The organism is Shinella zoogloeoides (assembly GCF_030733845.1).
GTDB lineage: Bacteria > Pseudomonadota > Alphaproteobacteria > Rhizobiales > Rhizobiaceae > Shinella > Shinella zoogloeoides_C.
Map to the genome: position 1 here is coordinate 2346934 of NZ_CP132311.1, position 22140 is coordinate 2369073.

The 22140-nt window shown below is 65.3% G+C and carries 17 protein-coding genes and 1 CRISPR repeat array; of the genes, 5 read left to right on the forward strand and 12 right to left on the reverse strand.

What is annotated here, in order from left to right; translation table 11 throughout:
* Window positions 1-22 precede the first annotated feature (22 nt).
* From Q9316_RS12615 to Q9316_RS12625, 3 genes are all read right to left on the reverse strand, one after another.
* A complete protein-coding gene (locus tag Q9316_RS12615; protein WP_306031958.1) occupies window positions 23-1210 on the reverse strand; it encodes a glycine C-acetyltransferase in 1188 nt (395 codons plus the stop codon).
* Between the two features lie 49 nt (window positions 1211-1259).
* The gene (locus tag Q9316_RS12620) at window positions 1260-1715 is read right to left on the reverse strand and encodes a GFA family protein (protein WP_306031959.1); all 456 of its coding nucleotides are present in this window, start codon (window positions 1713-1715) and stop codon (window positions 1260-1262) included.
* A 120-nt stretch (window positions 1716-1835) separates the two neighbouring features.
* A complete protein-coding gene (locus Q9316_RS12625) occupies window positions 1836-2564 on the reverse strand; it encodes a class I SAM-dependent methyltransferase (RefSeq protein ID WP_306031960.1) in 729 nt (242 codons plus the stop codon).
* Between the two features lie 127 nt (window positions 2565-2691).
* Between Q9316_RS12625 and Q9316_RS12630 the strand changes: the two genes are divergently transcribed.
* Window positions 2692-3462, forward strand: a complete 771-nt coding sequence (locus Q9316_RS12630) for an SDR family oxidoreductase (protein ID WP_306031961.1) — start codon at window positions 2692-2694, stop codon at window positions 3460-3462.
* Window positions 3463-3477: 15 nt separating this feature from the next.
* On the opposite strand, the gene Q9316_RS12635 is transcribed toward Q9316_RS12630, so the two are convergent.
* The 5 genes from Q9316_RS12635 to Q9316_RS12655 form a co-directional block, all read right to left on the reverse strand.
* The gene (locus Q9316_RS12635) at window positions 3478-3948 is read right to left on the reverse strand and encodes a VOC family protein (protein ID WP_306031962.1); all 471 of its coding nucleotides are present in this window, start codon (window positions 3946-3948) and stop codon (window positions 3478-3480) included.
* Window positions 3949-4024: 76 nt separating this feature from the next.
* Window positions 4025-5887: a DNA helicase RecQ gene (gene recQ / locus Q9316_RS12640; RefSeq protein ID WP_306031963.1), complete on the reverse strand. Its 1863-nt coding sequence runs from the start codon at window positions 5885-5887 to the stop codon at window positions 4025-4027.
* A 144-nt stretch (window positions 5888-6031) separates the two neighbouring features.
* Window positions 6032-8020, reverse strand: coding sequence for a DNA primase (gene dnaG / locus Q9316_RS12645; protein ID WP_306031964.1), 1989 nt, complete (start codon window positions 8018-8020; stop codon window positions 6032-6034).
* Between the two features lie 101 nt (window positions 8021-8121).
* Complete coding sequence (locus tag Q9316_RS12650) at window positions 8122-8457, reverse strand: hypothetical protein (RefSeq protein ID WP_306031965.1); 336 nt, start codon at window positions 8455-8457, stop codon at window positions 8122-8124.
* A 236-nt stretch (window positions 8458-8693) separates the two neighbouring features.
* The gene (locus Q9316_RS12655) at window positions 8694-9143 is read right to left on the reverse strand and encodes a GatB/YqeY domain-containing protein (RefSeq protein ID WP_306031966.1); all 450 of its coding nucleotides are present in this window, start codon (window positions 9141-9143) and stop codon (window positions 8694-8696) included.
* Between the two features lie 323 nt (window positions 9144-9466).
* Between Q9316_RS12655 and carA the strand changes: the two genes are divergently transcribed.
* Window positions 9467-10675, forward strand: a complete 1209-nt coding sequence (gene carA, locus Q9316_RS12660) for a glutamine-hydrolyzing carbamoyl-phosphate synthase small subunit (RefSeq protein ID WP_306031967.1) — start codon at window positions 9467-9469, stop codon at window positions 10673-10675.
* A gap of 103 nt (window positions 10676-10778) precedes the next feature.
* Window positions 10779-11589: a CRISPR direct-repeat array (repeat unit 31 nt; unit sequence GTTTCAACCCACACTCCCGCAAGGGAATGAC).
* Window positions 11590-11773: 184 nt separating this feature from the next.
* Here carA and Q9316_RS12665 read toward each other — a convergent pair.
* The 3 genes from Q9316_RS12665 to ypfJ all read right to left on the reverse strand — a co-directional run bounded on the left by Q9316_RS12665 (window position 11774) and on the right by ypfJ (window position 15683).
* Window positions 11774-13150 (reverse strand): MATE family efflux transporter, encoded by a 1377-nt coding sequence (locus tag Q9316_RS12665; protein WP_306031968.1) that lies wholly within the window; start codon window positions 13148-13150, stop codon window positions 11774-11776.
* Window positions 13151-13302: 152 nt separating this feature from the next.
* Window positions 13303-14556 carry a TCR/Tet family MFS transporter gene (locus Q9316_RS12670; RefSeq protein WP_306031969.1) on the reverse strand — a complete coding sequence of 418 codons (1254 nt, stop codon included), beginning with the start codon at window positions 14554-14556 and terminating at the stop codon, window positions 13303-13305.
* 200 nt (window positions 14557-14756) lie between these two features.
* A complete protein-coding gene (gene ypfJ, locus Q9316_RS12675) occupies window positions 14757-15683 on the reverse strand; it encodes a KPN_02809 family neutral zinc metallopeptidase (protein WP_306031970.1) in 927 nt (308 codons plus the stop codon).
* Between the two features lie 244 nt (window positions 15684-15927).
* On the opposite strand from ypfJ, the gene Q9316_RS12680 reads away from it, so the two are divergent.
* On the forward strand, window positions 15928-16587 hold the full coding sequence (locus tag Q9316_RS12680; protein WP_306031971.1) for a dihydrofolate reductase family protein: 660 nt from the start codon (window positions 15928-15930) through the stop codon (window positions 16585-16587).
* A gap of 4 nt (window positions 16588-16591) precedes the next feature.
* On the opposite strand, the gene Q9316_RS12685 is transcribed toward Q9316_RS12680, so the two are convergent.
* Window positions 16592-17479 carry a LysR family transcriptional regulator gene (locus Q9316_RS12685; RefSeq protein WP_306031972.1) on the reverse strand — a complete coding sequence of 296 codons (888 nt, stop codon included), beginning with the start codon at window positions 17477-17479 and terminating at the stop codon, window positions 16592-16594.
* Window positions 17480-17589: 110 nt separating this feature from the next.
* On the opposite strand from Q9316_RS12685, the gene blaOXA reads away from it, so the two are divergent.
* Both blaOXA and carB read left to right on the forward strand, forming a co-directional pair.
* Window positions 17590-18369, forward strand: coding sequence for a class D beta-lactamase (gene blaOXA, locus Q9316_RS12690; RefSeq protein ID WP_306031973.1), 780 nt, complete (start codon window positions 17590-17592; stop codon window positions 18367-18369).
* A 249-nt stretch (window positions 18370-18618) separates the two neighbouring features.
* The gene (carB, locus tag Q9316_RS12695; RefSeq protein ID WP_306031974.1) at window positions 18619-22101 is read left to right on the forward strand and encodes a carbamoyl-phosphate synthase large subunit; all 3483 of its coding nucleotides are present in this window, start codon (window positions 18619-18621) and stop codon (window positions 22099-22101) included.
* Window positions 22102-22140: the final 39 nt, after the last annotated feature.

Genomic DNA, 22140 nt, shown 5'->3' on the forward strand with positions numbered 1-22140 from the left:
CGCAAGGGATTCAGAAGACTCTTCAAATGACGCCAAGGTCGCGGCCGACTTCCGCGAAGACTTGAATCGCTTTGCGAACATCGGCTTCGCTATGCGCCGCCGACATCTGGGTGCGGATGCGCGCCTGCCCCCGAGGCACGACGGGGAAGGAGAAGCCGATGACATAGACGCCCTTTTCCAGCATGCGGCTCGCCATTTCCTGCGCCAGCGCGGCGTCGCCCAGCATCACAGGAATGATCGGATGCCCCTCCCCGGCAAGCGTGAAGCCGAGCTTCGTCATCTCCGCCCGGAAGAGGTCGGCATTGCCGTAAAGGCGCTTGCGCAGCGCATCGCCATTGTCGATCAGGTCGAAGACCTTCAGCGAGGCGGCGGCGATGACCGGGGCGAGCGTGTTGGAGAAGAGATAGGGCCGCGAACGCTGGCGCAGGCACTCCACCACCTCGCGCTTGCCCGACGTATAGCCGCCAGAGGCACCGCCCAGCGCCTTGCCGAGCGTGCCGGTGATGATATCGACGCGGCCCTCGACGCCGCAATGCTCCGCCGAGCCGCGGCCATGTTTACCGACGAAGCCGACGGCATGGCTGTCGTCCACCATGACCATCGCGCCGTATTTTTCGGCAAGGTCGCAGACGCCCTGAAGGTTGGCGATGATGCCGTCCATCGAGAAGACGCCGTCGGTCGCGATCATCTTGAAGCGGCTGCCTTCCGCCTTCTTCAGTTCTTCCTCCAGCGCAGCCATGTCGTTGTTGGCGTAGCGGAAGCGCTTCGCCTTGGAGAGCCGCACGCCGTCGATGATCGAGGCATGGTTCAGCGCATCGGAAATGATGGCGTCCTCCTCGGAAAGCAGCGTCTCGAAGAGGCCGCCGTTCGCATCGAAGCAGGAGGAATAGAGGATCGTATCCTCCAGCCCGAGGAACGAGGAGATGCGCGCCTCGAGCTGCTTGTGCTCTTCCTGCGTACCGCAGATGAAGCGCACCGAGGCCATGCCGTAGCCGTAACGGTCGAGCGCCTGCTTGCCGGCCTCGACCAGTTCCTCGTTGTCGGCAAGGCCGAGATAGTTGTTGGCGCAGAAGTTCAGCACGCGCTCGCCCGAGGCGACCGCGATCTCGCCGGCCTGCTTGGAGGTGATGACGCGCTCGGCCTTGTAGAGGCCGCCGGACTTGAGGCCTTCGATTTCGGATTTGAGATGGGCGATGAAGGCGGAGGTCATGGGCACACTCGTAAATTACGGGAGATCGGGAACGGCGAAGGGCCGCGTCTTACGCCACGCGCGCCGCATAGGCGGCCATCAGCGGCTCGAAGTCCTCCATCGGCGGAAACTTCTCATAGCTGTGGGCGGCCGGCGTTGTCGCCCAGGGGAGCTGTTCGCTCGTATAGGTCTCGACGAAGGGGCTGTACCAGCTGACATCGTCCAGCATGGTCGGCCGAACATTGACGAAGAAATCGAGCCCCGCCGGGCGGGTGAACATCCATGTCATGCAGTCCGGGCAGAAATGATGCCCGGCCTCCGGGCTGGCACCGGCAACCACCGGCTCGCCCGCGATGACGGAGAACCCTTCGGCCGGGATCGCCGCGCTCAGCGAATAGGCGCTGCCGGACATGCGCTGGCAGCCGGTGCAATGGCAGGCCATGGTGATCATCGGCGGCGCGCTGATGCGGATTTTCACCTTCCCGCAGCGGCAGGCGCCGTCCAGCGGCAATGTCGGTCGGCTCATGGGCTCGGCTCCCCTTCCGATATGCGCCGGCCTGTCTTTTTGATCGTGATGCCGGCGAATTGCTCCACGAGGATAGTTCTAGCGCAGCGACGGCCCGCGTAAAGGGCCGCAGCGCTGTTTTCAGGGGCGATCGCAGGCGATGAGCAGGAACATCGGCCGGTTGAGTTCCACCTGCCATTCCGGGTGCTCGGCAAGCTGCGCCGCGCTCGGCCGCCATTCCTCGACATGGCGAATAACAAAACCCGCCGCCACCAGCGCGTTCAGCGTGGTACCGAGTGTACGGTGATGTTTGACGACGCCCTTGGCGAGCCAGTCGGTCGTGCGCGGTCCCTCGACGAGATAGCCGTCGACCGGCCAGACCGTTTTCCCGCCCACCTCCGCCCAGTCCGGCGCGGAAGGCGCCATGTAGAGCGGGTGCTCGATGGTGAAGACGAAGGACGAGCCCGCAACGAGCGCGGCATGGACGGTCCGCACCAGCCGGTCGAAATCTGCGATATAGTGAAAGGCGAGCGACGAATAGGCAAAGTCGAAACCGCCTTCCGGCAGGTCGAGCCTGTCGAGATCGGCGATCGCGTAGCGCACGGCGGGCGAGGCCGTCTCCGCCTTCGCCCGGGCGATCATATTCTCCGAAAGGTCGAGGCCGAGCACGCTCTGCGCGCCCTGCTCCGCCGCATAGCGCGCGAACCAGCCGAAACCGCAACCGAGATCGACGATCCGCCGATCCTTGAGATCGGGCAGCAGCGCGCGCACCGATTCCCATTCCGCCGCCCCCGCCAGCCCGTGAACCGAGCGCGGAAGGCTGCTGTAGCCTTCGAAGAAGGCAGGCTGGTCGTAGATGTTCTGGGCCATGGCGGGAATCCTTTCAGACGGGCGACATAGCGTCTTTTTTGCCAAAGGACAAAGCCGCACGCACCGCCATCGGGGTTGACAGGCACGCCTCGCCCCTGTCCGTTGGCGCCACGAAAGGATGCGGGCGATGACGATATTGGACAGGTTTTCCCAGAAGGGCCGCGTCGCCCTCGTCACCGGCGGCGGGCGCGGCCTCGGCTTCGAGATCGCCAGGGCGCTGGCGGAGGCCGGCGCGCATGTGGTCGTCACGGGACGGACGGCCGCGACCCTGGAGGAGGCCGTCGCCAGGATCGCCGCGGCCGGCGGCAGTGCGACGGCCGCCGCCTTCGACATTGCCGACCGCGCCGCCCAGCGCGCGGCGCTCGGCGAGATCGAGCGCCGGCACGGCCGCCTCGATGTGCTCGTCAACAATGTCGGCGCCCGCGACCGCCGGCCGCTATCCGAGATGGACGACGAGGCGATCGACGACCTGATCCGCACCGACCTTTCGGCCGCCGCCAGCCTTTCGCGCGACGCCGCCGCGCTCATGAAGCGCAACGGCCACGGACGGTTGATTTCCATCACCTCGATCGGTGGCCATGTGGCCATGCCGAACGACGGCATCTACCCCGCCGCCAAGCAGGGCCTCACCGGCCTGATGCGCAGCATGGCGGTCGAATACGGCCCCGACGGCATCACCAGCAACGCCATCGCACCCGGCTGGTTCGCGACGGAAACCAATGCGGCCATGGCCGCCAACGAGGAGCTGATGCCCTTCGTGCGCCAGCGCATCCCGGTCCAGCGCTGGGCCCGCGCCGACGAGATCGCCGGCGCCGCCCTCTTCCTCGCCAGCGACGCCGCCTCCTTCGTCAACGGCCATGTGCTGGTGGTGGATGGGGGAATGACGGTGCGGATGTAACGCTGGGGCTGCCCTTCATCCCGCCGCCGCCGCCTCCAGCGGGGCGATGTCGAGCTTGACCATTTTCAGCATGGCCTCGGTGACGCGTTTGACCTTCGCCTGGTCCGGATCGTTCATCAATTCGCCGAGCCGGGCCGGCGCGATCTGCCAGGAGAGGCCCCAGCGGTCCTTGAGCCAGCCGCATTGCTCCACCGAGCCGCCCTCCTTCAGCGCATCCCAGAGCCGGTCGAGATCGCCCTGCGTCTCGCATTCGACCATGATGGAGAAGCTGTGGTTGAACGGGTCGAGCGGGCCGGCCTCGATGGCCATGTAGCGCTGATCGCCGAGCGTGAAGCTCGCGATCTTGACGCTGCCGGGCGGGCCGCTCGGCGTTTCGGCCGGCAGCGGCGAGACCCAATGGACCGAGGAGCCGGGAATAAGCGAGGCGTAGAAGCCGATGGCGGCCTCCATGTCTTTCGCGAACCAGAGATGCTGGGTGACTTTCATCGTGACGTCCTCCTTGCTGACCTACAGCAAGGACGAAGCACCGCCGAACGTTCCGACAGGGCGTTTCAAAAAAGCCTCAGCCGGCAAATTCCTCGATGACCGCCAGGAAGGCGTCGCCGAACCGGTCGCGCTTGGAAACGCCGATGCCGGGAATGTCCAATAGTTCCTCACGGTCGCGCGGGCGCTCCTTGGCGAGCGCGATCAGCGTCGTATCCGGGAAGACGACATAGGGCGGCACGTCGAGGTCCTTGGCGATCGAAAGGCGTTCGGCGCGCAGCAGTTCGAAAAGCTCGCGGTCGGAACCGGCAAGGTTGGAGCGCTCGCGCGCGGCGGGCGAGCCGCCGCCCTTGGCCTTGCGGCCCGTCTGTGGCCGGTCCTTGCGGAACAGCACCTGCCGCTCGTGGCGGAAGACGGCGCGCGCCTCCGGTTCCAGCTTCAGCGCGCCGAAGGCGGCATGGTCGACGCTGACGAGCCCGCCGGCCAGCAATTGCCGGAAAATCGATTGCCAGATGCGCGGCGCGATATCCTTGCCCGCCCCGAAGACCGGCATTTCCGTGTGGCCGAAGCGCTCGGTCTTCTCGTTGACCGATCCCATCAGCACATCGATGAGATGCCCCGCGCCAAACCGCTCGCCGGTGCGGTAGACGGCTGCGAGCGCCTTGATGGCGGCCTCCGTGCCGTCCCAGGTCTCGACCGGGTTGCGGCAGGTATCGCAATTACCGCAGCGGCCGGCATGGGATTCGCCGAAATGCGCGAGGATCGCCTGGCGCCGGCAGCCCGCCGTCTCGCAGATGGCGAGCAGCGCCATCAGCTTGGCCCGCTCGATGCGCTTGATCTCGTCGGCCGCGTTGCCCTCGTCGATCATCTTGCGGCGCTGCACGACATCCGCCATGCCATAGGCCATCCACACGTCGGACGGCAGGCCGTCACGCCCGGCGCGGCCCGTCTCCTGGTAATAGGCCTCCACCGAACCCGGCAGGTCGAGATGGGCGACATAGCGCACATCCGGCTTGTCGATCCCCATGCCGAAGGCGACGGTGGCGACGAGGCAGAGGTTTTCTTCCTTGAGGAAGGCATCCTGGTTGGCGTCGCGCACCGCGCGGTCGAAACCCGCATGGTACGGCAGCGCGCGAATGCCCTGCGTGTTCAGCCAGTCGGCGGTGTCCTCCACCTTGGCGCGCGACAGGCAGTAGACGATGCCGCTCTCGCCCTGATGACGCGACAGGAAGCGAAGCAGTTGCTGGCGCGGCTGGTCGCGCTCGGCGATCTCGTAGGCAATGTTCGGCCGGTCGAAGCTGGTGGTGAAGACCTCGGCATCCTGAAGGCCGAGACGCTCGATGATGTCCTCGCGCGTGTGCGGGTCGGCCGTCGCCGTTAGCGCGATACGCGGCACGCCGGGATAGCGCTCGCCGAGCATGCCGAGCGTGCGGTATTCCGGCCGGAAGTCGTGGCCCCACTGAGAGACGCAATGCGCCTCGTCGATGGCGAAGAGCGCGATGCGGGCGTCGGCGACGAGCTCGGCGAAACCGTCCGTGACGATGCGCTCCGGCGTGACGTAGAGAAGATCGAGTTCGCCGGCCCGCATGGCATCGCGCACCGCGAAGAATTCGTCGCGCGAGAGGGAGGAGTTCAGCGCCGCCGCCCTGACGCCAAGCTGCTTCAGCGCCTCGACCTGATCGCGCATCAGGGCGATCAGCGGCGAGATGACGATGCCGACGCCCGTGCGGCACAGCGCCGGGATCTGGAAGCACAGCGACTTGCCCGCGCCGGTCGGGAAGAGGACGACGGCATCGCCGCCCGCCGCCACATGCTCGACGACCGCCTCCTGCTTGCCGCGGAAGGCATCGTAGCCATAGACGCGCTTGAGCACATCGAGCGGGCTTGCGGCCTGCGCGTCGAACAGTGCCGACAGGGAACGGGAGGAATCTGCTTGAATCATGACCTGCACTTTCTACCCCCATTCTGGCCAAGCCGGAACCCACGGCAACCACCCAGCCCTCGTGTTTCGCTTTCGCACACAATGTTCTTGATTTGTTCTTATTTAAGGGTGGGTTGCAAGAAGATTGAGAAGAGGAGAAAACGCCTATTTCCCCGCCGGCCCTTTCACGCGGCCGGACAGCACGCCGAACCCCTCGATAATGGCTTCCTGGTTTTCCATGCGCACGGTCTCGAGCTGTACTTCCTGAAGCGCGCGCAGGATCTGCGGCACCCGCTCGCCGTCGCCCTCTTCCGTAGCCATGGCGAGTTCGCGTTCCAGCTCGCGGCGCTGCCAGAGCAGGGCGCGGGTGCGCTTGTGAAGGGCGAGCGCCTGCAGGAAGCCTTCGCGGGCGTCTTCCGGGGCCGCTTCCGCCGTCGCGGTCCACAGGCGGGAATTGCGGATCTGCTGGTCGAGACCCTTGAGCAGCGCCTCGAATCCGGCCGCCTCCAGCTCCTCGACGAGGCGCGCGCGATCGAGCCGCGCGCCGATGGAGCCGGCGGTGCCGAGCAGCGACGACCAGAGGCGTTGGAGGTCGCGGTTCTCGTATTCGATGATGGCGATCTCATCGTAATCGCTGAAGAACAGGCCGGGATGGTTGACGACGGTGAGCGCCAGCACGCTTTCGCGCAGGGCAGGCAGGTCCTGCGCGCCGCGCACCAGCGCCGAGCGGGCGAGCCGGTCGGAAATGCCTGACGGCACGGCGCTACCCTGCGGCGCGCCGCGCCCGCCGCCCCTGCCCTGCCGGTTGCCGGAAAATCCGCCGCCGCCCTGCCGCGGGGCTGGACGGAAGAAGGCGTTCAGCCGGTCGCGCATGCCTTGCTGGTAATGGCGACGCACGTCCTCGTCGGCGATCGCGCCCGTGATCTGGCGCAGGCGCGCTTCGAGCGCGGCCCGGCTTTCCGGTGTGTCGAAGCTCGCGCCCTGCACTTCGCGGTTCCAGATCATCTCGTCGAGCGGTCGGGCGCCGGCCAGCACCTTGTCGAAGGGCGCGCGGCCCTCGTGACGCACGAGATCGTCCGGGTCCTTGCCGTCCGGAAGCAGGGCGAAGCGCACGGTCCGTTCCGGCTTGATGAAGGGCAGCGCCAGATCGGCGGCGCGGTTCGCCGCACGAATGCCCGCCCCGTCGCCGTCGAAGCAGAGCACCGGCTGCGGCGTCATCTTCCACAGCAGTTCGAGCTGGTTTTCCGTCAGCGCCGTGCCGAGCGGGGCGACGGCATTCTCGATGCCGGCCTGGTAGAGCGCGATCACGTCCATATAGCCTTCGACGACGATGATCGTGCCCGCGGCTTTTTCGTCCTGGGGAGTGTTGCCCGCGCGGCCGGCGCTCTTGCGGGCGCGGGCATGGTTGTAGAGCACGCTGCCCTTGTGGAAGAGCTCCGTCTCGTTGGAGTTGAGGTATTTCGCCGGCGCATCCGGCGACATGGCCCGCCCGCCGAAGGCAATGACCTTTTCCCGCACTGAGAGGATGGGGAACATGATGCGGTCGCGGAAGCGGTCGTAGGAGACCGGAATCTCCGGGCCATGCACGACGAGGCCGCAGGCCTCGATCGCCTCCTTCGGCACGCCCTTGCCGGCCAGGAATTCCTTGAGCGCGTTGCGGCTGTCCGAGGCATAGCCGAGGCGGAAGGTCTCGATGGTACGGCCCGTCAGCCCGCGGTCGCGCAGATATGCGCGCGCCTTCGCACCCGCCGGCGTCTGCAACTGGTCCTGGAAGAAACGCGCCGCCATTTCCATGACCTCGACGAGGCCCATGCGTTCCTTCTCGCGCTGCTCGGCCTGCGCGTCCGGCTGGGGCATCGCGACGCCGGCTAGGTCGGCGATCTGCTGCACGGCCTCCGGGAAGGACAGCCCGTCGAGATCGGTGAGGAAGCGGAAGTGATCGCCCGAGACGCCGCAGCCGAAGCAATGGTAGCGGCCCTTGCGATCCTCGCAGTGGAACGACGGCGACTTCTCGCCGTGGAACGGGCAGCACGCCCAGTAGTCGCCGCGCGAGACATTGGTCTTCTTGCGGTCCCACGTCACGCGCTTGCCGATCACCTCCGAAATGGAGACGCGGTCACGGATCTCGTCCAGGAAGGCATTGGAAAAACGCATGGGTACCTCGGTCGAGGTCCATATAACCATGCAAGCGCCCCGCCGCCAGCGATAGTCGCCCACCCACAGCAATTCACAGGCCGGACCTCAAATCCGCCGTGTCAAAAACCCATGTCCGGCGCATAGAAACAGCGCGGCGTGTCCTCGGTCGGGTAGAGGCAGAGATGGTATTCGCCATCCTGCGAGCGGCGGGCGCTGTCCTGCGAGAGGCGGAAGATGTGGCGGCGGGTGGCGAGACGGTGGTCGCCGGGCGCGAGCGTCACCTGATAGCCGCCCTCGACGATGCGCACCGTGGTCGCCGGGATCATCTGGCAATCGCCGTTGTGGCTGTTGCCGTTGCAGCAGAACATCTCGTATTGCCAGCCGCTCGCGGCATCGTGCGCGATGGCGGGACCTGCAAGGGCAAGGGCGAGAGAGGCAAGGAAAACGACGCGCATGGAACCGGGCTCCGTTTGACGAAACGGCCACCGGTGACGACGCTGCAACAAGTCCGGCGGCACGATATGCACTTCGCCGGGGCCAGCCGATGCACGATTAACGCGGTCTCGCCGGGCTCCTGTCCATCGGGTATAACGCCGCGCTTTGCTTTTGGTTCCCACGCCCCGCACGGAATGCGTGTTGAAACGAAGAAGGGCGACCGAAGCCGCCCTCTTCTCGAATCCGTTTCACCGGTTTACTTCAGCAGGTCCTTCACCACGCCGGAGGCCTTGGCGAAGTCCATCTGGCCGGGATAGCGCTCCTTGAGCACGGCCATCACCTTGCCCATGTCGCGCAGGCCCTGCGCGCCGATCTCGGCGATGGCGGCCGCGATGAGGTCCTTCATCTTGCCCTCGGAGATCTGCTCGGGCAGGAAACCTTCGATGACCTTGATTTCCTCGCGCTCCTGGGCGGCGAGTTCCGGGCGGCCGTTCTCGGCGAAGATCTTGGCGGATTCCTCGCGCTGCTTGATCATCTTGGCGAGGATCTGCAGCAGTTCGTCGGTTTCCACGGGGCCCTTGCCGACACCGCGGTTGGCGATGTCGCGGTCCTTCAGCGTCGCCTGGATCAGGCGCAGCGTGGAAACACGACAGGCGTCCTTGGCCTTGAGGGCGTCCTTGAGGGCGTTTGCGATGGTCTCGCGCATTCTTTTCTCCATAAGAGGCTGTCCGCGCCGGATGCGCGGCAGGGCCTCGATCGTCGTTCGATTGTGCATGCTCATAGACCGGCAAAGGCTCTGCCGGCAAACAGATTGCGCAAGCGCTTGATTTTCAACGCTTTATAAATCCACGCAATTCTTGAGGCAATGGTTGACCCCGCCCCCTGCTTTGTCTATTTTCCGGCACCTGCACGAAAATTGGCAATCAGGGCGAACCAACGCGGGTTTCCGCGCGCCTTTGCCTGCGACTTAAATGGTACCCGGCCCATCGGCTTTCAAGCCGCACGCCCGGTGCCGGAAACGGGATGATTATGACCTCGACCCCCGCATGGACCACCGAAAAGCCGACCGCCCTGCTCGTTCTTGCCGACGGCACGGTGATCGAAGGCAAGGGCATCGGCGCCACCGGCAAGGTGACGGCGGAAGTCTGCTTCAACACGGCACTGACGGGCTACCAGGAAATCCTGACCGACCCCTCCTATCTCGGCCAGATCGTCACCTTCACCTTCCCGCATATCGGCAATATCGGCGCCAATGACGAGGACATCGAGGACCTGACCCCCGCCGCCCGCCACGGCGCCGTCGGCACGATCTTCAAGGCCGACATCACCGACCCGTCGAACTACCGCTCGGCAAAGCACCTCGATGCCTGGCTAAAGGCCCGCGGCATCATCGGCCTTTCCGGCATCGACACGCGCGCACTGACCGCCTGGATCCGCGAGAACGGCGCGCCGAACGCCGTCATTGCGCACGACCCGAACGGCGTCTTCGACATCGAGACGCTGAAGGCGGAAGCCAGGGCCTGGAGCGGCCTCGTCGGCCTCGACCTCGCCAAGGTCGCCTCCTCCGGCCAGTCCTCGCGCTGGAGCGAGAAGCCCTGGGTGTGGAACGAAGGCCACGAGGACCTTACGGACGGCGACGTGAAGTACCACATCGTCGCCCTCGACTACGGCGTGAAGCGCAACATCCTGCGCCTCTTCACCGGCCTCGGCTGCAAGGTCACCGTCATGCCGGCGACGTCCAGCGCCGACGACGTGCTCGCCCAGAAGCCCGACGGCATTTTCCTCTCCAACGGCCCGGGCGACCCGGCCGCGACAGGCGAATATGCCGTGCCGGTCATCAAGACGCTGATCGAGACGGGCATCCCGGTCTTCGGCATCTGCCTCGGCCACCAGATGCTCGGCCTTGCCGTCGGCGCCACGACCGAGAAGATGCACCAGGGCCATCACGGCGCCAACCATCCGGTGAAGGACCACACGACCGGCAAGGTCGAGATCGTCTCGATGAACCACGGCTTCGCCGTCGCCTCCTCGTCCCTGCCGGAAGGCGTGGAAGAGACCCACGTCTCGCTCTTCGACGGCACGAACTGCGGCCTGCGCCTCGTCGGCAAGCCGGTCTTCTCCGTGCAGCACCACCCGGAAGCCTCCCCCGGCCCGCAGGACAGCCACTATCTCTTCCGCCGCTTCATCAATCTCGTGCGCGAGAAGAAGGGCGAGGAAGCCATTCCGGAACGCGCGTAAGCGCCTAGCGGTTCAGACGAAAGGCCCCGGATTGCAGTCCGGGGCCTTTTGGTTTTGGAGGAACGACGGTCGCCGTATCGCCGAAGGTCGATGCCCATGCGTCGTTTCAATCCACACTCCCCTAAGGGAGTGATCCGCCGAGGATCCGCGCACCTACGCGATGATCCGGTTTCAACCCACACTCCCGCAAGGGAGTGACCCATGCGGCCATCGATCCAGCGGACAAGACCGGCGTTTCAACCCGCACTCCCGCAAGGGAGTGACATTCCCAGCCCTACACCGTTGCCGGCGTGAAGCAGTTTCAACCCACACTCCCGCAAGGGAGTGACCCTCGGGCTTCGGCACCTCGGGCTTCTGCGCCAAGTTTCAACCCACACTCCCGCAAGAGAGTGACTCGGAGCCCCGAGTTGGTCGGCGAGTTCCAGCGTTTCAACCCACACTCCCGCAAGGGAGTGACGCTTCGGCGTGGCTGGCACCGTTGCCGGTGGCGTCGTTTCAACCCACACTCCCGCAAGGGAATGACTGTTTTCCCTGATCTTTGGCGCTCCCCCTGAATGGTTTCAACCCACACTCCCGCAAGGGAATGACGCCCAATTGGGCACCCCTCTTCACCAGCTTGTCCGCGTTTCAACCCACACTCCCGCAAGGGAATGACGCAGGCGCTTGCGCTCGTCGGCGATCTCGCCGCGTTTCAACCCACACTCCCGCAAGGGAATGACGCAAGGTGGAGCGGGGGCGCACTGCGGCTCCGCGGGTTTCAACCCACACTCCCGCAAGGGAATGACCATGGCACTTGGACGCGAACTCACCATCGGCCGCGTTTCAACCCACACTCCCGCAAGGGAATGACCAGCCGATGCCCATGACATTCGCCCTGGGGGACGTTTCAACCCACACTCCCGCAAGGGAATGACTGCCAGCCGATAACATCTTCCGCGACCATACAAAAGCGTCACGGAAACGCGAACCTTGCGGGAAAGGATGGTCGTATCCTGCTCGCGGAGAAACCGTTCTAAAAAACGCTTTTAGAACAGCTTCTTGCGGGCGCGCGAACCTGCCGGAACGTGCGGCACGCTTGAGGTTCGCACGCCCGCCCGGCTATGCCGCGCTCCGCTGCCTTACCAGCCGGTAGAAGCGCCAGTTGAGCAGGACGGCGGCGGCGGCGAGGCCGCCGACGAAGCCGAACCAGATGCCGATGCCGCCAAAGCCGGCCGGGAAGGCGAAGAACCAGGCGCAGAAGAAGCCGATCGGCCAATAGGAGATCAGCGCCAGCACCATGGGGATGCGCGTGTCCTTGAGGCCGCGCAGCAGGCCGGCGGCAATCGCCTGGAGGCCGTCGACGAGCTGGAAGATGCCGGCGATCACCACGAAGGGGCCGGCAATCGCCAGCACGGCGGCCGAATCCTTGCCCCCCTTATCGAGGAAGACGGAGGCGAGCGTGGTCGGGATGAGTGCGAAGAGCAGGCCGCCCCCGACCGCGATGCAGGCCGCCACGACCAGCACCGCCCAGGACGAACGCACGACGCCGAGATGGTCACCGCGGCCATGCGCCACGCCGACGCGCACCGTGCCGGCCTGCGCGAGGCCGAGCGGGATCATGAAGGCGACGGAGGCGAGCTGGAGCGCGATACCGTGGGCGGCAAGCTCCAGCGTGCCGATATTGCCCATCAGCAGCGAGGCGCCGGTAAACAGGCTGACTTCCGCCAGCATGGTGAAGCCGATCGGCAGGCCGAGCTGCACGACCTCGCGGAAGGCCGGCCAGTCCGGCCGCCAGAACCGCACGAAAAGCTCATAGCGCCGCATCTCCGGCCGCAGCTGGATATAGGCGGTGATCAGCAGGAAGCTCAGCACGTTGACGCCGAAGGAGACGATCGCCGCCCCTTCCATGCCCATGGCCGGAAAGCCGAAACGGCCGAGCACCAGCGCATAGGCGAAGAAGGCGTTGACCGACAGGATGATGATCGTGACATAGAGCACGATGCCCGCCCGTCCGTGCGCGCTGACGAGACCGCGCAGCGTCATGAAGAGCAGCGCCGGGGCAATGCCCCATTGAGCGATCTTCAGGTAGCTGCCGGCGAGCGCCGCCACCTCCGGCTTCTGGCCGGCATAAAGCAAAATGTTTTCCGCGTTGTAGAAGATCGGTATCATCAGCGCCGCATAGATCAGCACGACCCACATGCCCATGCGCACGGAGCGGCGCACGGAGACGGTATCGCCGCGGCCATAGACCTGCGCCACCATCGGCATGACGGCATTGGCAAAGCCCGAGCCGAGGATGAACAGCGTGAAGAAGAACTGGCTCGACAGCACGATCGCCGCCAGATGCGCGGCGCCGAGGCGGCCGAGGATGACGACGTCCGTCGTGTGAATGCCGAGCTGGGCGAGCTGCGCGCCGATCAGCGGAATGCCGAGCGCAAAGGTCGCGCGGAAATGCGCGCGCCAGCCATTCTCCTCGCGATGCGGTGCCATGTGCATGATAGTTCTCACTTTCGCATCGCTTCCGATCACAAGTTCCGGCCGCGATCAATCGAATAGATTTGATCTTTTCATCAAAACTGCAGGGAAACCGGCCTTTCCAGGCGGCCTCCCCGCGAAAATTTCGTCGAAACGTCACGTTTGAAAGCGCTTCAGGCGCGTTCCGGCGTCATTTCCGCCTTGGGTCCCGCTCCCGCGCCTCGAAGTTTCACGACGAAGATCAGGAAGCCGACGAGGAGGATGACCGCCGCGACCGCGAAGGGCGCGCCGGCGAAGACGGCCGGGGCCGACGGCCCGGTGAAATGGCTGAAGACCTGCGTGAAGATCAGCGGGCCGATGATCGTGGTGATCGAGGACACGCTGGTGAGCGCGCCCTGCAATTCCCCCTGCGCGGAGGGCGGCACGCGGGCCGAGGCGATGGAGCGCAGCGGCGGATCGGCCAGCGCCTCCAGCGCCGTCAGCGCGATCACGGCATAGACCATCCAGCCCTGCCAGGCGGAGGCATAGCCGGCAAGGCCGACGACCGAGAAGAACAGGCCGAGGACGGCCGTGCGGTATTCGCCGAGCTTCGGCACGACGCGCGGCAGCACGAAGCCCATCACGATGGCGCCGCCGACACCGAAGATGCCGAGCGACAGGCCGATCTGCCCCTCGCTCCAGCCGTAGCGGAACGCCGAGACGAAGGACCAGACGGACGGATAGACGGCATGCGCCAGCCAGTAGCAGAAGAAGACGAGGCCGATCCACAGCACGCCGGGATAATGGCGCATCTGCATCAGCGCGCCGAGCGGATTGGCACGGGAGATCTCGAAGCGGCGGCGGTTGGCCGGCGCAAGGCTCTCCGGCAGGAGGAGCCAGGCGGCGACGAAATTGAGGAAAGCGAGCACCGCCGCGCCGTAGAAGGGAATGCGCGGCCCGAATTCGCCCAGCAGGCCGCCGATGACCGGTCCGAGCGCAAAGCCCGTGCCGAAGGCGATGCCCATCAGCCCGAAATTCTTCGCCCGCGTCTCGTCCGTCGAGACGTCGGCGATATAGGCGGCGGCCGTGCCGAAGCTCGCTCCGCTGATGCCCGCCAGCACCCGGCCGACGAAGAGCATCCAGTAGCTCGTCGCCAGCGCGCAGATCAGGTTGTCGATGGCGAAGGTGAGGATGCAGGCGAGCAGCACCGGCCGCCGGCCGAAGCGATCCGACAGGTTGCCGATGAACGGCGCGAAGAGGAACTGCATGCCGGCATAGACGAGCAGCAGCCAGCCGCCGTCGATGGCCGCCTGGCTGATATCGTCGCCCGTCAGCTCGCGCAGATAGGTCGGCAGCACCGGCATGATGATGGCGATGCCGATCACGTCGAGGAACATGATCATGAAGACGAGAAAAAGCCCGCGCCGGGTGGACCTGGCATCGATCATGGTTCGACCTCGAAAATGAACGGCGCCCGCTTTCGGGCAAAAATGTCAGGCGGCGAGTTCTATTTCACTTTTTTCAGCGAAACAATCCATGAACATCGCAAATTTTTTGATGATTCCGATGCGTTTTGCTGATGCTGCAAAACAAAACCCTCCGGCGCGAAGCGCCGGAGGGTTTTGTCAATCAGGCTCTTGGGAAGGTGTCAGACGTCGCCCTTGAACGTGTCGCAGGCATCGACGCGGCCGGTGTCGAAGCCGCGCTTGAACCAGCGGCGGCGCTGCTCGGACGTGCCGTGGTTGAAGCTTTCCGGCACAACATAGCCCTGCATGCGCTTCTGCAGCGTGTCGTCGCCGATCTGGGTTGCGGCATTCAGCGCCTCTTCGAGGTCGCCGCGCTCCAGGAGGCCCTTCTGCTCGGTATACTTGCCCCAGATGCCGGCATAGCAATCGGCCTGGAGCTCAACGCGGATGGACATCTGGTTGGCCTCGACCTCGCTCATGCGCTGGCGCTGCTGGTTGAAGCGCGGCAGGACGCCGGTGAGGTTCTGGACGTGATGGCCCACTTCATGCGCCACGACATAGGCCTGCGCGAAGTCACCGGCGGCGTCGAACTTGCTGGAGAGCTCGTCGAAGAAGCTCATGTCGAGATAGACCTTGCGGTCTCCAGGGCAATAGAACGGGCCGGACGCGGCCGAGGCGAAGCCGCAGGCCGACTGCACCTGGCCGGAGAACAGCACCATCTTCGGCTCTTCATAGCGCTCGCCGGCCGTCTGGAAGATGCCGTTCCAGGTATCCTCCGTCTCGGCGAGCACGGTCGCCATGAAGGCCTTGGTCTCCTCCTCCTGTGGGGAAGAGCGGCGGCTTGCGCTCTCGGTCTGCTCGAAGCCCGGCATGCTGACCTGGCCGCCCTGGCCCATCACCTGCAGGAGGTCGATGCCCATCGCCTTGAAGACGAAATAGATGACGACGAGGAAGATGATCGTGCCGATGCTCATGCCGCCGCCGCCGGCCCGGCGCCCGCCACCCATCGGAATGCGGAACCCGCCACCGCCGCGCCCGAACGGATTGCTGCCGCCGGCCCCGCGCTGGTCCTCGATATTGCCCGACTGGCGACGACCTTTCCATTCCATGGCGCATTTCCCCGCATTGAATTGCCGACGAACGTTCATCGCGTGAATTCGTTCCTCAGCACCAGCTTATAGGGCCTGCCGGGGCGCCATGCAAAATGAAAAGCAGCGGCCCCGGCAGGCCTCAGCGCTGCATCTCATCGCTTGCAACACCCACCGACCGGGATATTTTCCCCAGGCATTGTCGGATCGACCTTTTGCCGTTCGTCTCTAGGTATCAACCCATCATCCTGCCAGGAGAAAACCGATGAGAAAGATCATTGTCGCCGCATTCACCAGTCTCGATGGCGTCATGCAGGCGCCCGGGGGGCCGGACGAGGATCCGGTCGGTGGCTTCAGGTTCGGCGGCTGGGCGGCGCCGCTCTTCGACGAGAAGATGGGTGCCTCCATCGGCGAACTGTTCGCAAAGCCCTTCGACCTCCTGCTCGGCCGCAAGACCTACGACATCTTCGCGGCGCACTGGCCCTATGTGGAGAAGGACGACCCGATCGGCCCGCTTTTCGACCGCATCAATAAATATGTCGCGACCCGCAATTCGGCCTTCAAGCCCACCTGGCAGAACAGCCATGTGCTCGGGCCGGACACCATCGCGGCCGTGAAGCGGCTGAAGAGCGAGGACGGGCCGGATCTCCTGACGCAGGGTTCCACCGAATTCCTCAAAACCCTGTTCGAACACGACCTCGTCGACGAGATCCACGTCTCCGTCTTCCCGGTCGTCCTCGGCAAGGGCAAGCGGCTGTTCGGTGAGGCCTCCTTCCCACGCGCGCTGACGCTGACCGGTTCGAGCACCAGCGATTCCGGCATCGTCATGAGCAAATATGCCCGCGCCGGCGATGTCGTCACCGGCTCCTTCGAGTTCGAGACGCCGACGGCGGCCGAACTGGAGCGCCGCCGCAACCTGACGTGACCGGTCAGGCCAGCCCCTCCTCCGACACCGCCGCCTCGAGCCAGGCGGCGAAGGCGGACATGGCGGGGGTGACGGCGCGCGATTGCAGGCGCGTGAGCCAGTAGCTGCCGAGCGTCACGCTCGTGCGGAACGGCTGGACGACGTCGCCGGAAGAAAGGAGCCGCGAGAACATCAGCGGCGGGGCGAGGCCGACGCCCGCGCCCTGCAGCACGGCTTCCATCATGGCGAGCGACGTGTCGAAGACGATGGCGTTCTGCGGCGGCGGCGTGCGCGGCAGGCCGGCGACTTCGAACCAGCGGGTCCACTCGTCGCGGCGATAGGAGCGCAGCAGCGTCATGCCGAGAAGGTCGGCGGGCTCCTTGAGCGTGCGCGCGACCGCGGGGATGGCGAGCACGGATAGCGGCGCGTCGAAGAGGCGGCTCGCATCCGTGCCGTGCCAGGCGCCCGCGCCGAAGCGGATGGCATAATCGAGGCCTTCGGCGGCAAGGTCCACGCGGTTGTTGTTGGTGGAAAGCCGAACCTCGACGAAGGGATGACGCTCGCGAAAACCGGCAAGCCGCGGCAGCAGCCAGCCGACGGCGAAGGTGCCGACGGCGCCGACCGTCAGGATTTCGCGCACATGCCCGCCGCGGAACCGCTCCACCACATCCGCCATGCGGTCGAAACTGTCGCGCAGCACCGGCAGCAGGCTTTCCCCCTCCGCCGTGATCATCAGCCCGCGCGGCAAGCGCTTGAAGAGCACGATGCCGAGCTGCTCCTCCAGGCTCTTCACCTGGTGGCTGACGGCCGCCTGCGTGACGTTCAGCTCGATGGCGGCGCGGGTGAAGCTCAGATGCCGGGCGGAGGCCTCGAAAGCCCGGAAGGCATTTAGCGGCAGATAAGGCCGAACCATGGCGATGCCCCAATTTTCCTAATGGCTGAGACCAATATTGATCTTTTGCCAGAGGATCAAGGCGTTGCTATCCATGATGCACAAACCATTCGAAAAGCGAGGAAAACGTGATGGATCTGCGCCCCGTCGCGGCCGGCATGCTGCTGGCCGCCGCCTTTGCCATGCCTGCCGAGGCCCGTATTATTTGTACGATCGTTGCCGATGCGGCGAGCAACGAAGTCATCCTGGAACAGGGCGACTGCAAGACGCGCTTCACCCCCGCCTCCACCTTCAAGGTGCCGCTCGCCGTGATGGGCTACGATTCCGGCTTCCTGGAGAATGCCGAGGAGCCGGTGCTGCCGTTCATGAAGGATTATCCGGACTGGGGCGGCGAGAACTGGCGCCAGCCGACGACGCCGAAGCGCTGGCTGGAATATTCGGTCGTCTGGTATTCGCAGCGCATCACCGAATTCCTCGGCTTCGAGCAGCTTCGCGACTATGCCGAAGCCTTCGGCTACGGCAATGCCGACATGACGGGCGATCCCGGCAAGGACAACGGTCTCGAACGCGCCTGGATCGCCTCCTCGCTGAAAATCTCGCCGCGCGAGCAGGTGGAGTTCCTGAAGAAGCTGGTGAACCACGAATTGCCCGTCTCGGCCGAAGCCATGGATTCGGCGATGGAAATCGTCGAGGGACGCGACATCGCCGATGGCTGGCGGGCACAGGGCAAGACCGGCATGGCCTATTCGAGGAAGGCTGACGGCACGCTGAACTATGGCCGCCCATGGGGCTGGTATGTCGGCTGGGCGAGCCGCGAGGACCGCACCGTGGTCTTCGCCCGGCTGATGCAGGACGAAAAGAAGCAGGAACCGCGCATCAGCCTGCGCGCGCGGGACGGCATCCTCGCGTAATTGCCGGGCATTCTGGCCGGCGATTGAGGCCGCGCGCAATAACCACTCGCGACACCCCGGATCGGCAGTGGAAAGTCCCCGCACTTTTCCTGTCGATTGGGCGATTTTCGGGGTTCCGCTCGCCCCTTCCTTTGCCTATAAGCCGCTTCTAGCCTTTGAAAGACCATAGATGCGCGCCCGGCCGGTGATCCCAGCACCATGGCCCGGTTTACGCGCGCGCGGCCCAATGCGTTAAGAACGGATAGAGAGATGCCCAAGCGCCAAGATTTGAAATCGATCCTCATCATCGGCGCGGGGCCGATCGTTATCGGTCAGGCCTGCGAATTCGACTATTCCGGCACGCAGGCCTGCAAGGCGCTGAAGGAGGAAGGCTACCGCGTCATCCTCGTCAACTCCAACCCGGCGACGATCATGACCGATCCGGGTCTTGCCGACGCGACCTATGTCGAGCCGATCACCCCGGAAGTCGTCGCCAAAATCATCGCCAAGGAGCGCCCCGACGCGCTGCTGCCGACCATGGGCGGCCAGACGGCGCTCAACACCGCGCTTTCGCTGAAGCGCATGGGCGTGCTCGAACGCTACAATGTCGAGATGATCGGCGCCAAGCCCGCCGCCATCGACATGGCCGAAGACCGCGCGCTCTTCCGCGAGGCGATGGCCCGCATCGGCCTTGAAACGCCGAAGTCGCTGCTCGCCAACGCCACCGAGATCAAGGACCAGGACCGCAAGGTTCACGAAGCCCAGCGCGCCAAGCTGAAGGCAGAGCTTTCGGGCGATGCGCTCGACAAGGCGCTGGATGAGCTGGAAAACCAGTGGAACCTCGGCGAGACCGACCGCAAGCAGCGCTACATGAGCCACGCCATGGCGATCGGCGCGCAGGCGCTGGATGAGATCGGCCTGCCCGCCATCATCCGCCCGTCCTTCACCCTCGGCGGCACCGGCGGCGGCATCGCCTACAACCGCTCGGAATTCTTCGAGATCGTCAATTCCGGCCTCGACGCCTCCCCGACGACGGAAGTGCTCATCGAAGAGTCCGTGCTCGGCTGGAAGGAATACGAGATGGAGGTCGTCCGCGACAAGGCGGACAACTGCATCATCATCTGCTCCATCGAGAACATCGACCCGATGGGCGTGCATACGGGTGACTCGATCACCGTCGCCCCGGCCTTGACCCTGACGGACAAGGAATACCAGATCATGCGCAACGCCTCGATCGCGGTGCTGCGCGAGATCGGCGTGGAGACCGGCGGCTCGAACGTGCAGTTCGCCGTCAACCCGGCAAACGGCCGCCTCGTCGTCATCGAGATGAACCCGCGCGTCTCGCGCTCGTCCGCTCTGGCGTCGAAGGCCACCGGCTTCCCCATCGCCAAGATCGCGGCCAAGCTCGCCATCGGCTACACGCTGGACGAGCTGGAGAACGACATCACCGGCGGCGCGACCCCGGCCTCCTTCGAGCCGTCCATCGACTATGTCGTCACCAAGATCCCGCGCTTCGCCTTCGAGAAGTTCCCCGGCGCCGAGCCGACGCTGACGACGGCCATGAAGTCGGTCGGCGAGGTCATGGCCATCGGCCGCACCTTCGCCGAATCGCTGCAGAAGGCGCTGCGCGGCCTCGAAACGGGCCTGACCGGCCTCGACGAGATCGAAATCCCCGGCCTTGGCGACGGCAACGACCGGAACGCCATCCGCGCCGCCATCTCCACCCCGACGCCGGACCGCCTGCGCATGGTCGCTCAGGCGCTGCGCCTCGGCCTCACGCTGGAAGAAGTGCACGAAGGCTCGAAGATCGACCCGTGGTTCCTCGAACAGTTCAAGGCCATCGTCGACATGGAGGCCCGCATCCGCGAGCACGGCCTGCCAGCGGACACCGAGAACCTGCGCATGCTGAAGGCCATGGGTTTCTCCGACGCACGCCTCGCCACCCTTTCCGGCAAGCGCCCGAAGGAAGTGGCGGAACTGCGCAACGGCCTTGACGTGCGCCCGGTCTTCAAGCGCATCGACACCTGCGCCGCCGAGTTCGCCTCGCCCACCGCCTACATGTACTCGACCTATGAGACGCCCTTTGCCGGCGCCACGCGCTCGGAAGCCGGCATTTCCGACCGCAAGAAGGTCGTCATCCTCGGCGGTGGCCCGAACCGCATCGGCCAGGGCATCGAGTTCGACTATTGCTGCTGCCACGCCGCCTTCGCGCTGAAGGATGCCGGCTATGAAGCCATCATGGTCAACTGCAACCCGGAAACCGTCTCGACCGACTACGACACCTCCGACCGCCTCTATTTCGAGCCGCTGACGGCCGAAGACGTCATCGAGATCCTGAAGGCCGAGCAGACCAATGGCGAAGTCGTCGGCGTCATCGTGCAGTTCGGCGGCCAGACGCCGCTGAAGCTCGCCGAAGCACTGGAGAAGAACGGCATCCCGATCCTCGGCACCGCCCCCGACATGATCGACCTTGCCGAGGACCGCGACCGCTTCCAGAAGCTCCTGCAGAAGCTCGACCTTGCCCAGCCGAACAACGGCATCGCCTACTCCGTCGAGCAGGCACGCCTTGTCGCGGCCGAAATCGGCTTCCCGCTGGTCGTGCGCCCGTCGTACGTGCTGGGTGGCCGCGCCATGCAGATCATCCATTCGGAATCCATGCTGCAAACCTATCTGCTCGACACGGTGCCGGAGCTGGTTCCCGAGGACATCAAGCAGCGCTACCCGAACGACAAGACCGGCCAGATCAACACCCTGCTCGGCAAGAACCCGCTGCTCTTCGACAGCTACCTGTCGAACGCGGTCGAGGTCGACGTCGATGCGCTGTGCGACGGCAAGGACGTCTTCGTCTCGGGCATCATGGAGCATATCGAGGAAGCCGGCATCCATTCGGGCGACTCGGCCTGCTCGCTGCCGGTCCACACGCTTTCCAGCGCGGTCGTCGACGAGCTGGAGCGCCAGACGAAGGCGCTCGCCAAGGCGCTCAACGTCGGCGGCCTGATGAACGTGCAGTACGCTATCAAGGACGGCACGATCTACGTGCTGGAAGTCAACCCGCGCGCCTCGCGCACGGTGCCTTTCGTGGCGAAGACCATCGGCGCGCCGATCGCCAAGATCGCCGCCCGCATCATGGCCGGCGAAGGCCTCGACGCCGCCATCGCCGCCTATGGCGCAAAGCCGGACCCGCGCAACCTCAAGCACATCGCCGTCAAGGAAGCCGTGTTCCCGTTTGCCCGCTTCCCGGGCGTCGACACGCTGCTCGGCCCGGAAATGCGCTCGACGGGCGAGGTCATCGGCCTTGACACCGACTTCGCGCTGGCCTTCGCCAAGTCGCAGCTCGGCGCCGGCGTCGACCTGCCGCGTGAAGGCACGGTCTTCGTCTCGGTGCGCGACGAGGACAAGGAGCGCGTTCTGACGGCCGTGCGCCTCCTGACCGACATCGGCTTCAAGGTCATGGCGACCTCCGGCACCGCCCGTTTCCTTGCCGAAAACGGCATCGAGGCGGTCAAGGTCAACAAGGTGCAGGAGGGCCGCCCGCATGTCGAGGACGCCATCCGCAACCGCCAGGTCAGCCTCGTCATCAATACGACGGACAGCAACAAGGCGATCTCGGACAGTAAGTCGCTGCGCCGCGCCGCCCTGATGCAGAAGGTGCCCTACTACACCACCATGGCCGGCGCCGCCGCCGCCGCCCAGGCCATCAAGGCCCTCAAGCAGGGCCAGTTGGAAGTAAGGCCGCTGCAGTCGTATTTCTAAGGCCGAAGCCGATAGGTGAAGAACGAGGCCGGGTGGCGA